Source organism: Gimesia sp. (genome assembly GCF_040219335.1).
GTDB lineage: Bacteria > Planctomycetota > Planctomycetia > Planctomycetales > Planctomycetaceae > Gimesia.
This window is the reverse complement of sequence record NZ_JAVJSQ010000004.1, coordinates 142,889-156,005: the sequence shown is the minus strand read 5'-3', so window position 1 is coordinate 156,005 and position 13,117 is coordinate 142,889. Positions and strand designations below refer to the sequence as shown.

The 13,117-nt window shown below is 51.2% G+C and carries 12 protein-coding genes; 7 read left to right on the top strand and 5 right to left on the bottom strand.

The window, feature by feature from the left end; genetic code table 11:
- Positions 1-26: 26 nt before the first annotated feature.
- The 5 genes from RID21_RS01725 to RID21_RS01705 all read left to right on the top strand — a co-directional run bounded on the left by RID21_RS01725 (position 27) and on the right by RID21_RS01705 (position 7,588).
- Positions 27-1,445, top strand: a complete 1,419-nt coding sequence (locus RID21_RS01725) for a UDP-N-acetylmuramoyl-tripeptide--D-alanyl-D-alanine ligase (RefSeq protein WP_350186896.1) — start codon at positions 27-29, stop codon at positions 1,443-1,445.
- Between the two features lie 226 nt (positions 1,446-1,671).
- Positions 1,672-2,778 (top strand): phospho-N-acetylmuramoyl-pentapeptide-transferase, encoded by a 1,107-nt coding sequence (gene mraY / locus RID21_RS01720; RefSeq protein ID WP_145183929.1) that lies wholly within the window; start codon positions 1,672-1,674, stop codon positions 2,776-2,778.
- A 241-nt stretch (positions 2,779-3,019) separates the two neighbouring features.
- Positions 3,020-4,318, top strand: coding sequence for a putative lipid II flippase FtsW (gene ftsW, locus RID21_RS01715; RefSeq protein ID WP_350186895.1), 1,299 nt, complete (start codon positions 3,020-3,022; stop codon positions 4,316-4,318).
- A gap of 76 nt (positions 4,319-4,394) precedes the next feature.
- Entirely contained in the window at positions 4,395-5,531 is a 1,137-nt protein-coding gene (gene murG / locus RID21_RS01710) for an undecaprenyldiphospho-muramoylpentapeptide beta-N-acetylglucosaminyltransferase (RefSeq protein ID WP_350186894.1), read from the top strand.
- A 260-nt stretch (positions 5,532-5,791) separates the two neighbouring features.
- Entirely contained in the window at positions 5,792-7,588 is a 1,797-nt protein-coding gene (locus RID21_RS01705; RefSeq protein ID WP_350186893.1) for an aspartate kinase, read from the top strand.
- On the opposite strand, the gene RID21_RS01700 is transcribed toward RID21_RS01705, so the two are convergent.
- From RID21_RS01700 to RID21_RS01680, 5 genes are all read right to left on the bottom strand, one after another.
- Positions 7,585-7,968, bottom strand: a complete 384-nt coding sequence (locus tag RID21_RS01700) for a response regulator (RefSeq protein ID WP_350186892.1) — start codon at positions 7,966-7,968, stop codon at positions 7,585-7,587. The genes RID21_RS01705 and RID21_RS01700 overlap by 4 nt on opposite strands.
- Before the next feature lie 71 nt (positions 7,969-8,039).
- Positions 8,040-8,426 (bottom strand): DUF4440 domain-containing protein, encoded by a 387-nt coding sequence (locus tag RID21_RS01695; RefSeq protein WP_350186891.1) that lies wholly within the window; start codon positions 8,424-8,426, stop codon positions 8,040-8,042.
- A 31-nt stretch (positions 8,427-8,457) separates the two neighbouring features.
- Positions 8,458-9,075 (bottom strand): FHA domain-containing protein, encoded by a 618-nt coding sequence (locus tag RID21_RS01690; protein ID WP_350186890.1) that lies wholly within the window; start codon positions 9,073-9,075, stop codon positions 8,458-8,460.
- A 35-nt stretch (positions 9,076-9,110) separates the two neighbouring features.
- On the bottom strand, positions 9,111-10,394 hold the full coding sequence (gene clpX / locus RID21_RS01685) for an ATP-dependent Clp protease ATP-binding subunit ClpX (protein WP_350186889.1): 1,284 nt from the start codon (positions 10,392-10,394) through the stop codon (positions 9,111-9,113).
- A gap of 200 nt (positions 10,395-10,594) precedes the next feature.
- Positions 10,595-10,948 carry a hypothetical protein gene (locus RID21_RS01680; RefSeq protein WP_350186888.1) on the bottom strand — a complete coding sequence of 118 codons (354 nt, stop codon included), beginning with the start codon at positions 10,946-10,948 and terminating at the stop codon, positions 10,595-10,597.
- A gap of 624 nt (positions 10,949-11,572) precedes the next feature.
- Between RID21_RS01680 and RID21_RS01675 the strand changes: the two genes are divergently transcribed.
- Entirely contained in the window at positions 11,573-12,055 is a 483-nt protein-coding gene (locus tag RID21_RS01675) for a hypothetical protein (RefSeq protein WP_145040173.1), read from the top strand.
- A gap of 60 nt (positions 12,056-12,115) precedes the next feature.
- Positions 12,116-12,763, top strand: a complete 648-nt coding sequence (locus tag RID21_RS01670) for a bifunctional 4-hydroxy-2-oxoglutarate aldolase/2-dehydro-3-deoxy-phosphogluconate aldolase (RefSeq protein WP_145183959.1) — start codon at positions 12,116-12,118, stop codon at positions 12,761-12,763.
- Positions 12,764-13,117 lie beyond the last annotated feature (354 nt).

The following is a 13,117-nucleotide window of genomic DNA, read 5'->3' as shown; positions in this document are numbered from 1 at the left end:
TCAAAGGAACCACGGGCCAGACAGTTATGAATCATCTATCTCTCGCAACACTTAGCAAGGTGCTTCTCAGCAGATCGAATAACTTCGATTCCGCTGCCGGTACAACTGGTGTCAGCGGGATTTCAATTGATTCACGCACGGTCCAACCGGGGGATCTGTTCTTTGCAATTCAGGGGCAGCGCCTTGATGGTCACGAGTTTGTAAAGCAGGCATTAGAACGAGGGGCAAGTGCCTGTGTTGTGAAACAGCAGCTCGTCTCTGAAAACGACTCGGCACAACTCTTGTTCGTGGATGATGTGAATCAGGCACTCACACGGTTTGCTTACTGGTATCGCCGGCAGCAGTCTGCAACTGTCATCGGAGTTACGGGAAGTGTTGGCAAGACAACCACCCGCAATATGATTTACACAGCCCTGGCTCCTTATCTGAAGGGGGTGCAGAGTCCTGCTAACTATAACAACGAGTTTGGTGTCCCCCTGAGTATTGCTCAGCTTGAGTCTGTGCATCAGTTCGCGGTACTGGAACTGGGGGCTTCACAGGCGGGTGAGATTCGTAGTCTGGCAGAAGTGGTGAGTCCTGAGATCGGTGTCATAACTGGAATTGGGCCTTCGCATCTGGAACATTTTGGAACACTCCAGCGAACGGCTGAAGCGAAGGCAGAACTGTTTGAGCAACTTCCTGTTTCGGGACTGGCAATTGTCAATGGTGACGATGCCTATGCGGACTTTCTGGTCTCTCGCAGCCCTGCTCCCTCATTCCGGATTGGTTTGGGAGAAGGCAATGATTTGCGAGCCGTGGCGGTTCGTCAGGAAGAAAATGGCCTGACCTTCCAGGTCGATGGAACAAGTTTTGTTATCCCGGTCATGGGCAGTCATTTTGTCTACCCTGCTCTGATCGCGATTGCCGTTGGTAAAGTGCTGGGACTGTCAAATCAGGAATTATCAGACAGCCTGCGGGAGTATGAACCAGTTCGCGGTCGCTGTCATGTCGAACTGGTTGGAGACTGGACCGTGGTGGATGACGCATACAATTCCAGTCCGGTTTCGATGCGAGCGGCATGTGAGCTGTTGAGCGAGTGGCCAACTCCCGGAAAGCGGATTCTGGTAATGGGCGATATGCTGGAGTTGGGGCCAGACTCGCCCGGTTATCATCGCGAAATTGGAAAAAAGGTCGCCTGTTCCACAATCGATCGATTGTATGTATGTGGTGCCCAGGCGGCATCCGTTGCGGCAGGAGCACTCGAAGAACAGTTCCCTGCTGGATGTATCGTGCAAGGGGCAGATGTCGAAGAGATTCAAGCGGATGTATTTTCCGGTCTAGAGCCGGGAGATGTTGTATTAGTCAAAGGTTCCCGTGGTATGCGGATGGAGCGGCTGTTGGAATATCTCAAGCAGCAGGTTTCAGTGCAGTCCACTCAGGGAGAAAAAAATATTTCATGTGTCTAACTCAATGATTTTGCCATGTGCTTAGGGTTTGCGGGAATCCAGAGCGCGTTCGCTTCGGCGGACAAATCAGCACCGGAAATTGTGATTAATTGGGTCGATCACTCCAATGCTGTATCATGGTGAAATCATTTCCGGGCGTCGAGATTGGGGTCTCGGCGCCCGGTCTCTTTACAGGACCTGGTAAAAAAATGAATGAGACCCTGAATCCGGGCGAGAAAAACACTGCATGATCATTTGGTTGTTGAATCATTTTTCTCCCCTGCTGGAAAAACTGGAAGTGCTCTCCACGGGCGATTCGCGTGTGTTTCTGACTGCACGCATTGCGCTGGCCAGCCTGTCTTCATTTCTGATCGCGATTCTACTCGGCCCGTTTGCGATTCGCTGGCTGGAAAAACGTTTTCGGGAACGAATCGACAGCGCCTCGGAAAAACTCAATGAAATTCATGCTTCCAAGAATGCAACCCCGACCATGGGGGGCATTTTTATCGTGGGGGCAATTTTGATCTCCGGTCTGCTCTGGGCGGATCTTTCCAGCGGCTATGTGCAACTTGGCCTGTTGACGGCGTCGGGATTTGCGCTGCTGGGAGCTTACGATGACTGGGTGAAGCTGAGTACCAAGCAGAATGGTCTGAAGCCACGGCAGAAACTGATTGTGCAATTAATCTTTTCTGCATTGATTGGGGCTGCCTTGTATCATAGTCATTCGACGGTTCCAGCGGGCCTGGATCTGATCATGCCGGTCACTCGTCTGGTGTTTCCGCTTGGAATTCTGTTCGTTCCCTGGGCGATGCTGGTCATGACGGGCAGTTCCAATGCTGTCAACCTGACTGATGGGCTGGATGGACTGGCCAGTGGGTGTATGGTGTTTGCCGGATCTGCTTTCGCCGGCCTGACGTACCTGGCGGGACACAAAGTGATGGCAGAGTATCTGCAGATTCCCTACATTCCCGGGGCGGGTGAATTAAGTATTCTGCTGGGGGCAGCCGTAGGGGCGGTGCTAGGATTTCTCTGGTTCAACTGTTATCCAGCCCAGGTTTTCATGGGAGATACTGGTTCCCTGCCTCTGGGAGCGTTGCTCGGATTTGCAGCGCTGGTCATTCGACAGGAAGCTTTACTAGTGATTGCCGGCGGCGTTTTTGTTGTCGAGACACTGAGTGTGATGCTGCAGGTGTTCTGGTATAAGCGAACCGGGAACCGCATTCTGGCCTGTAGTCCTCTGCATAATCATTTCCTTTTCAAGGGCGAACATGAAATGAAGATTGTGGTTCGCTTCTGGATCTGTTCCGCCCTGCTGGCGATTATTGCTGTTGCCAGTCTGAAAATTGCAACCTGATCTACTATCGAGTTGGTTCAATTCGGATAAACCTGAAAAGCACTGATTGATCTATCGATTTTAGCGGTTCGCGAAGTGGGGACAGCGATTCCCTGGCCTGTTATCACGGTTTTGTCAGCTGATTCATGTCGGGCGGCAATGTTTCTAAATCATGGTCTGGTTATGGGGTTACCTTTGGTGAGGTGCCCTAAAAAGAGACGATTTCAGAGATGTCACTCTGTGTCATTTTCGAGATCGGAATATGAAACCTACCTCACTCCTGCCGCAAACTCAGCCTGATCATGATCGCAGTCTGTTCATCTCGATGGCTTGCGCGCTGTTGGGAATCGGGGTGTTGATGGTACATAGTGCCAGTATCACGTCCTGGCCAACCGAGTTTGAGCAGGTTTACCTGTCCCGGCACCTGACCTTTCTGGCTCTGGCAGTTGTGGTTTCCTCAATTGCCTCCATGCTGCCAGCCCGATTCTGGTACCAGCGTGCCCCCCTGCTCTTCTGGGGAACCGTGGCATTGCTGGTGCTGGTACTCATTCCGGGAATCGGGACGCGGGTCAATGGTGCCCAGCGCTGGCTGAGATTAGGCCCTATTTCATTGCAGCCCTCCGAGCTGGCAAAGATCGCTTTGCCATTGTTGACTGTACGGTTGATGGTCCAGCGTCGGAGGTTTTTAAACCACTGGTGGAAAGGGACAATTCCACTGCTTGTTCCCCTGCTCCTGGTGATACCACTAGTGCTGAAGCAGCCTGACCTGGGAACCTCGCTGTTTCTTGTGGGAGGTGTGTCGCTGGCTCTGTTCCTCGGTGGCTGGCCTCTTCGTAATTTTATAATAGGTCTGTTATGCGCGATTCCTGCAGTCGGAATGCTGGTGGCATTGCGGCCTTATCAGTTGAAGCGTATCACCGGTTTTGTAGATACCTGGACCAACTGGCAATCGGCGCCTTACCAGCTGAAACAGTCGCTCATGGCTTTGGGGGCGGGCGGTATCAGTGGTTCCGGTCTGGGGAAAGGTGCGCAAAAGCTAAGCTTTCTTCCTGAGGCGAATACTGACTTTGTCTTTTCTGTTGCCGGTGAAGAGCTGGGATTGATTGGTACACTGGGAATTGCAGGCCTGTGGATCGGGTTGTTCCTGGCCGGATTCAATATTCTGCGTTCCCAGAATCAGAAGTCCTTCGCCTACGTTGCTGGTTTTACACTTTTGCTGCAGCTGGTGTTGCAGGCAATTATCAATGTGGCCGTCGTGACAGCTATGGTTCCTCCCAAGGGGATTTCGCACCCTCTGATTAGTTATGGCGGGACGAATCTGATGGTCAGTCTGCTCTCGTTGGGGATTATTGTCAGCTTAACACGCGCGGGAACAGACGAAGATCTGCAGATCGACCCTGCCCTGGATCAGTCAGATGATCCTGAGGCTACCATTGATCAGTCTGCAGGCTCTCTTCCGGTCGATGAGGACCTTGCAGATGAAGAGTGCGAGGATGAAGAGTGCGAAGATGAAGAGTGCGAGGATGAAGAGTGTGAGGATGAAGAGCTGGAAAAAGAGTGACTGGGATTTTCCTATGACATATTCTATGCTGAGCTGTCTGATCTCAGTTTGAAATCCTTGTCCGGTAGCGTCCACGATGATGACCGAATCCCGTCTTAAGAAACGATCTCTTATTTTTGCCGGCGGTGGCACTGGCGGTCATCTGCTTCCCGGAATTGCGGTAGCAGAACAACTCGCCTCAATGGACGACTTTTCGATTACTTTTATTGGTTCCAATCGACCAGTCGAGCAACAGATTATTGAACGTTCGGGATATCAGCATCTCGGACTGGCTTCTTCTCCCAGTAACGAGTTGAAAAGCGCTCCCTGGAGATTCTTCTGGAATAACGGACGTGCCTGTCTGCAGGCGCGGCGGATTTTGCGGGCGGAACGACCGGCTGCGGTGATTGGACTGGGCGGGTTTGCCAGTGTGCCTGTGATTCTGGCAGCCAGCTGGCTTAATATTCCGATTGTATTGTTAGAGCAGAACATCATTCCCGGTCGATCCAACAGGTTTCTATTCTCTCGCGCCAACGTAATCTGTACTTCTTTTGCTGAAACCCGTCTTCCTGAGCCCCGCTCAGGAAGACCCATGATTGCCTTTACTGGTAATCCAGTGCGTGAGCAGATGATGCATCTTGAGACCACCCAAGAGAGCGAACCATCAGAGATGTTGTTGCTGGTTCTGGGTGGCAGCCAGGGGGCACGAGCGGTGAATCAGGCGGTACTCGCTTTGTTAGAACAGGGGCGAGATGCCCTGCCTCACAGACTGCATGTCGTGCATCAGACAGGAGAGACGGACTGGAAGCACGCGGTGCAGGAATATCAGAAGCTGCAGGAACACGATTCCGAATTGCGCGTAACCGTTGAACCCTTTATTGATGATCTGGCGGAATGGTATTCAAAGGCCGATCTCGTGATTTCGCGGGCGGGAGCCACGACTCTGGCAGAGCTGGCCTGCACGGGGTGTCCGACGGTATTGATTCCCTATCCAAATTCGATCGGCGATCATCAACTGATTAATGCTCAATTCTATGAAGCAGAAGGAGCTGCGGTGCTGGTAGAGCAGATGACTCATGCCGAAGAGACCGCGCGCAACCTACAGACCGCAGTAGTCGAACTATTGCATGATTCTACGAAACGGAATTCATTGTCTGAGGCCATGAAGAAGCTGGCTCTACCCGAGGCTTCCCGGAAGGTGGCAGTTGAAATCATGGCTCTGATTTCTCATTGAGGTGGTGTACAATATACCATTTTCAGGGGGTTCAGGTACTGATATCCGGTTACAGAGGTACCTGTGCTGGCAGAACCTGTCAGTTTTCAGGGCTTTTCCAGGTTTTACGGAATCCCCCCAGCCTGTTGATTCACGAATCAGAGGGGATTTGTTACCTTTCTAGCACTTGGGCAGCAGGAATGGAGCCATATTGTTCTGCCAGTCGAGATTACACTACTCAAGTTCTTTTGCATCAGAAGTTTAGAAATTGGAGACGAGACGTGTCGCTCATAGTCCAGAAGTTCGGTGGAACGAGTGTCGCTGATACCAGTAAGATTCAGGCTGCAGCCCGTCGCGCGACTGCCATGCATCAGGCGGGGCACCAGGTCGTGATGGTTGTCAGCGCCCGCGGCAAAAAAACGGATGAACTGGTCGGCCTGGCTGCTGAAATCACCGATCATCCGACTCCCCGCGAAATGGACATGTTGCTCTCTACCGGTGAGCAGGAATCAGTGGCATTGATGGCGATGGCGATTCATAAACTGGGCGTCGAGGCGATCAGTCTGACTGGTTCTCAGATCGGTGTAGTGACTGATTCCTCGCATACGAAAGCTCGTATCATCTCAATCTCGACTGAGCGGATGAAAGCGGCTTTGAATGAAGGCAAGATCGTCATTGCTGCCGGCTTTCAGGGGCGGGACAAAGACTGGAATATTACCACCCTGGGACGTGGGGGAAGTGATACAACGGCGACCGCGCTGGCAGCTGTTCTCGAAGCCGACATGTGCGAGATTTATACCGACGTGGAAGGGGTCTTCACCACCGATCCCCGTGTGGTTCCCGAGGCCCATCAGATGGCCAGCATCTCTTACGATGAAATGCTGGAATTGGCCAGCCTGGGAGCGGGTGTGATGCATTCGCGTTCTATTGAATTTGCCAAAAAATACAGAGTTCCCCTGAAGGTACGTCCCTCTTTTTCGGATGGTGAAGGCACCCTGATCGCGGCACAGGCGTTGGATGCGGCTCCGGTCGTGACCGGAGTGGCCTTTGTGAGGGATGAGGTTCGGGTGAGCCTGACCGATATTCCGGACGAGCCGGGTATCATGAGCAGTATTTTTGCCCGGATGGCAGAGCGTAAAATTACCCTGGATATGATCGTTCAGGATGTGGGAACGGGGGGCCTGGCACGGGTATCCTTTACCGTACCTCAGTCTGATCTTGCCGAGACGTTGACCGCAGCTGGCGAGGCAATTGAAGATATCGGTGCCGGCAAGATTCAGCATGGAACCAATCTGTCCAAGGTTTCCATCGTCGGCAGTGGCATGCGGAACAATTACGGTGTTGCCAGTCGGATGTTCTCGATCCTGGCAGACGCTGATATCAATGTGGGTATGATTACTACCAGCGAAATCAAGGTGACGGTACTCGTCGACCGGGATCAATGCGATGAAGCAGTCCGCGTGATCCACAATGGTTTTGAGTTGGACCGTTTGACCAGCTACGATTTTGCATCAAATCAGATTCAGGCCGGAGAGGGACAGCCTGACGAGTCTCAGCAGAAAACAGCAGAACTGGAGCAGGAGATCGTCGATCAACTCTCCCATATGGAAGACATCGTGGTCAGCGAAGTTCTGTTGGATCAGACCCAGTCCCGAGTCACTGTCAGAAATCTGCCGGACAATCCGGGCATTTGCTCACGTCTGTTTTCCGTCGTCGCAGAAGGCGGTGTTTCCGTGGACATGATTGTGCAAAACATGGGCGAAGAAGAACAGGCACATCTTTCGTTCACCGTGCCGCGCACTTCGCTGGAGAAAAGCCTGAAACTGGTCGAGCCGCTGCTCTCGGAGTGGGGGGAAGCCGAACTGAGCCATGAGGCTGAGATTGCTAAATTGTCAGTGGTTGGGATTGGACTTCGCAGCCATACGGGAGTCGGGCAGTCAATGTTCAGCGCCCTGGCGGAAGCGGAGATCAACATTCAGATGATTAACACCAGTGAAACCCGGATCAGTGCCGTTGTTGCGCTGGAAGATGGCGAAAAAGCCTACCAGGGCCTGCTGAAAAAGTTTGGTCTGAGCTAATCGTCTGTCGAGAGTGCTGTCTGCAGTAATCGCGGGAGGTTCGCAGAGAACTGGCTCCGCGGCAGCACCTGGTCGCAGCCTGCATCTCTGGCCTGCTGAAGTGTTTCTGTATCGACGTGTGGTCCATATGCGATGCTGGTTAATTGCGGATATTGCTGCATCGTCCGGGTCAGTAGTTCCCAGTCAATTTTCGGCTGATTTAAATCAATGATCAGCAGTTGCGGAAGCTCGTTTGTCAGCTCTCCCATTGCCTGAGCCAGACTCAAGACGCAGGTAAAAGAGAAGCCGTTTAGACGGGCGGCACCGGTGATCTGACTTTGAAACATCAGGTCGGCGCAGAGAATCACGATTTGGGATCGGGGTTCTGTTTCGCTGGTCATACTAACTCAATCATGGTTGTTCAGGCCTGAGCGAACATGATTCGACTGGCAGGCCTGGCGCGGTTGGTATTTCAGATAGTGGAACGATGAAAATGGACGTGCTGCCATTCTCCGTCCTGTTTCTGCCAGATGCGGGATTCTTCGCAGGCAGCACTGTGATCGTGGCCATGTTCGTCAATCGACTGTACCACGCGGATGTAGGTGACCAGAGCGACTTCTCCCATGATGGAAACCATGGGGGAACTGATGGTGGACTGCCGCGGTCGACCTGTCGGGTTCATGTCGAAGTAGAAGCGATGAAAGTCCATTCCGGTTACGAGATGCCCTCGGGCTTCCGGTTCGAAACAGGTCAGCTCTTCATCGCAGAGGCTGGTATACGTGTTCCAGTCTTTGTGATCAATGGCGTCCAGAAGCTGTTTGCTTAATTTCAAGAGGTCTTGTACATCGTTGTCTGACATCTGCGGATCCTGCTCTGGTGACAATGAAAATTTAACTCTGCCTCATCTTATCTGTTAATTCTATTTCAGGAAATTGAATCGTCTTTTTATTTTCCGAAGTTTCCGCATCTGGATTGTATTCGTCGATGGTCACCGTTTCGCTGGATTTTTTCCTGGATGATTTAGCCTGGTTTTCCGGCAGATTCACTTCGACGGGGATCACATCGTCTGAAGCGGAGGTAAAAGGAAGCTCCGGCAGTAGTTCCCCCACGCTTTTGAGATTGATTGTGGAGCCAACGTCCACGAAGGCCTGCGGGTCGTAGTCAATACGAAAGCTGACGTCTGCAATGGAAAGTACGCAACCCGGCAATAGCTTGGTATCCCGTTTAGGGGTTACTCTGTTTCCATCGATAAAGGTGCCGTTGGAGCTACCCAGGTCATGTACCAGTGCCACGGACTCAGTCAGGACGATCCTGCAGTGATGACGGCTCACCAGATCGGACTTGAGCTTTAAGTCACAATCGGCTGATCGGCCCACCAAAGTCGTTTTCGTGAGTGTCATCGACTTCAGTTTCTTCGACCCATTTTGAAGGCTCAGACGAATTTTCATAACGGTTGACCACACATAAGAAAACCCGCCGGAGAGCTGCTCCGGCGGGAAATTGTTCATTTCAAGTTCATTATAGATTCTGCCCAGGGGCAAGTCTATGCGGCTGCTGAGTCATCTTTGGGGAAAAGATGTTCAGTGCCCCGGATGATTTCCGGAGTAACGACGTACTTCTTGCCGGCTTCCTGCTCGGGCAGTTCGTACATGATGTCGAACATGGCCTGTTCGATCACGCTACGTAAACCACGTGCTCCAGTATTCTTTTTCTGGGCGATACAGGCAATTTCGTGCAGGGCTGCATCTGTGAATTCCAGTTCGGCGTTCTCCATTTCGAAGAACTTCTGAAACTGGCGAACCAGTGAATTCTTTGGTTCCTGCAGGACGCGGACCAGATCTTTTTCTTCCAGCTGACTGAGCGTGGAGAGAACGGGGAGTCGTCCGAGCAGCTCGGGGATCAGGCCAAATTCAAGTACATCGTCGACTGAGGCCTGGGCCAGCAGGTCGTTCTTGGATTTCTCCTGATCTTTCTTCTGATGTGACTGCCCGAAGCCGATCGTCTTGCGACCGAGTCGCTTGCCGACAATGTCTTCGAGTCCCACAAAAGTACCACCGCAGATAAACAGAATATTACTGGTATCAAGCTGGATGTACTGTTGCTCAGGATGCTTACGGCCTCCCTGCGGAGGCACATTGGCAACGGTACCTTCCAGCATCTTGAGCAGTGCCTGCTGAACCCCTTCTCCGGAAACGTCGCGTGTGATCGAAACGTTCTGGCTGGTCTTGCCAATTTTATCGATCTCGTCGATGAACAGAATCCCGCGCTGGGCAGCTTCTACATCGAAATCAGCGGCATGTAGCAGTTTGAGGAGCAGGTTTTCGACGTCTTCGCCGACGTAGCCGGCTTCAGTGAGGGTTGTCGCATCACCGATGGCGAAAGGTACCTGCAGGTAGCGAGCCAGACTCTTAGCGAGCAGCGTCTTACCGGAACCGGTGGGTCCGATCAGCAGGATGTTCGATTTATCAAGTTCAACATCTGAACTGGCTTCCTCGGCGTGCATCAGTCGCTTGTAGTGATTGTGGACAGCAACCGCCATAACTTTCTTGGCACGTTCCTGACCGATGACGTAGTCATTCAGGTGTGTGACAATTTCCCGGGGAGTAGGAACATTCTTGAACAGTTTCTTGGTCGTTCCACGACGACGATGTTCCTGTTCCAGAATCGACTGGCAGACTTCTATACATTCTCCACAGATATAGGCATTGTCGGGCCCCTCTACCAGAGGGCCGACTTCGCGATAACTTTTTCTACAGAAAGAGCAGTTCGCATTTTTCTTACCAGAAGAATTACGTTTTCCAGAGGTGATATCTCGTCCGGTGGGCATAGCTTCCCTTCAACGGTGTCAACTAAATTATGGCGTTCAACGTCCAGTGAGTTTTGATTCTGCCTCCCTGCAAATCACTCGATAGGTATAACTTGTGAAATGAGTTCCTCATCTAGAATCAGAAATAATTATTATTAGAGGCAATCAATCGGGTGATACAGTCGTTTCCAAACAGGAACTCGATGAAGCACAGTTGACCTTCAACCGGGTAGTTGCTGGTCACTCACATCTGGAGAATCGGACAACTCGTCTTTCTTCTCTTGTTCCGGATTGTTATCGGATGAATCAACAAGCCGTTTTTTGATGGATCGGAATTCGTCGTCGGTAAGGTCACCTTCTCGTTGCATTTCTGCGAACTGGAGCAGTAATTCACGCGCATCGACATGACGATCTTCATTTTCCCTAAAACGTCCTACGATCCATACTATTACCCAAATCAAAAAAATGATTAGTAAAACTGCCAGGCCCCACTCAACGGCGTGTCCGTCAAAGAGTTCCTTAAACAGCTTCTGCTTAGCCGCCTGATTTCCCTGTAATAAATAATTCTGAGTCACTTTAAAATCAGCAGAAGGAAATCTCGTTCTGCCTTTCCTAGTTTAAACCTGCGACAGTCACCTCAATCGCGTTCTTTTTAACGTGAAGTCCATCTGAACGCTGCTGAGCTTTTCTTCATTATTGGAAAGAACCATAATTCAGGCAAGCCCTGTTGAGTCTGAGTGCCTTGGCTGTAGTTTAAATGAACTTGCATATCATGCGCCAAAGTCGAGCAAAATACGGTGGTAAATCAAAACAGGTGTTCTGTGGTGAATCGCATAATTGTGGCGTTTTGGAGTAAACCGCTTTAAATACAGGGGTGATCGGGTTTTCTAGACGCCTGAAAGGGAAACGGGCCACGTTTAGGACTGGGTACAATAGAAAAGAGAGGACGCTCAGAGCTTCAGAGGTTCTGGTAAGACTTACATTGTCGAAATTACCTTAAGTTGAACGAGAATAATTATTTGGGAAGTAACGAATCGTCAAAGATCTCCGGCTCACTGGTGTGCCTTGCATTGCATACCAGACTCATCACTTTTATGATCTCTTCTGCCAGTAACTACGTATAATAGAAGTCAACCTGCTCGGCAGCGAATGTTGATTTATGACTTATAACGACCGGTTTTGAATTTCAGGGATTATGAATGGACTTTGAAAAGCGTCTTAAGCACGCAATCAATAAGGGGCGTGCGGCCAAAGATGAAGAAACCCGGCAGGAAGTCGGTAAGAAGATGTCCGAGGAGGAGTTTCGTAATCTTCATCTGAAGTACCGACTCGAACTGACTGACCACATTGATAACTGTCTGAAGAAACTGGCCGATCACTTCCCCGGTTTTCAGTTCAATACAGTCATGGGAGAAGAGGGCTGGGGATCCCGCATTACCCGCGATGATGTCAATCTGTCACGTGGCAAGGCACAGACACTGTACAGTCGGCTGGAAATGATTGTCAGACCGTTTACAGAAACACATATTATTGAACTGGTTGCTAAAGCAACCATTCGCAATAAAGAGACCTTTAACCGCTCACATTATCAGTTTATTGCAGAGGCTGACATTCAGTCTTTTCAGGATCTCATGGACTTGTGGATCCTGGAATTTGCCGAACAGTTCTCTTTTCAGTCGTAATAACTGAATTCTATTCTTATCAGCTTGATCAAAATATCAGAGAAACAGGGGTAACAGCAGATGAGTCGTCACGCGGATTTCTCACAGGTTATGGATCGTGGTGCGGTGGCGATTATTCGCGCTCCCTCCAGTGAATTACTGGTTGATGTTTCCAAAGCCATCTATGCTGGGGGCCTGGATGTGATTGAAGTCACATTTACCGTCCCTAATGTTCTGGATATTCTGGCTCAGGTGAAACGTGAGATCGGCGACAAGATCCTGTTGGGGGCCGGGACTGTTCTCGACCCGGAATCAGCGCGGGCTGCGATTCTGGCCGGGGCGGAATTTATTGTGACTCCGACTGTGAATCCAGACGTGATCGAGCTCTGTAACCGTTATGATAAACTGATCATGACGGGCGCGTTTACACCCACCGAGGTGCTCACTGCCTGGGAATCTGGGGCGGACATCATTAAGGTCTTCCCCGCTTTTGTGGGGGGGCCCGAATATCTCAAAGCCCTGCACGGTCCCCTGCCCCAGATCCCGCTCATGCCAACAGGCGGAGTCGATCTGGAAACGCTGCCTGCCTATATGAAAGCAGGTGCCTGTGCCGTCGGTCTGGGCAGTTCGCTGGTGACGAAGCAGATGGTCGCTGATGGCGATCTGGAGGGAATCCAGAAGTTGACCGCTGAATACATGGCCAAAATTGCTGAGCTTCGCAAAGCCTGATTCAACAAGGCTTTATAAATAACTGGCCAGTCTGGTCATATAAGTCTGACGGGTTGAAGCAGTACTGGTACGACTGTTTCAACCCGAAAGATCGTCTCAAGTCGTAAGATCCGAATGGACGATATTTTCCGATAGTCGGCATTCGGTCTACTAGTGGTCCGTCAATCCTGAATTGACGGTTCAAGCGACGCCAGGCGAGCGTATGGCCCATTTCAGGCTGCTTGTCATGTCAGGATCTGATCCATCACTAGTATCCCCGTACGTCTTGGCTGTTGGGTCAGTTACCATAATCGCAGGAGGGGCTCCAGGGCAGGATGGCCTGATTCTATTGTCATCCAGCCATGGAGGTGCATT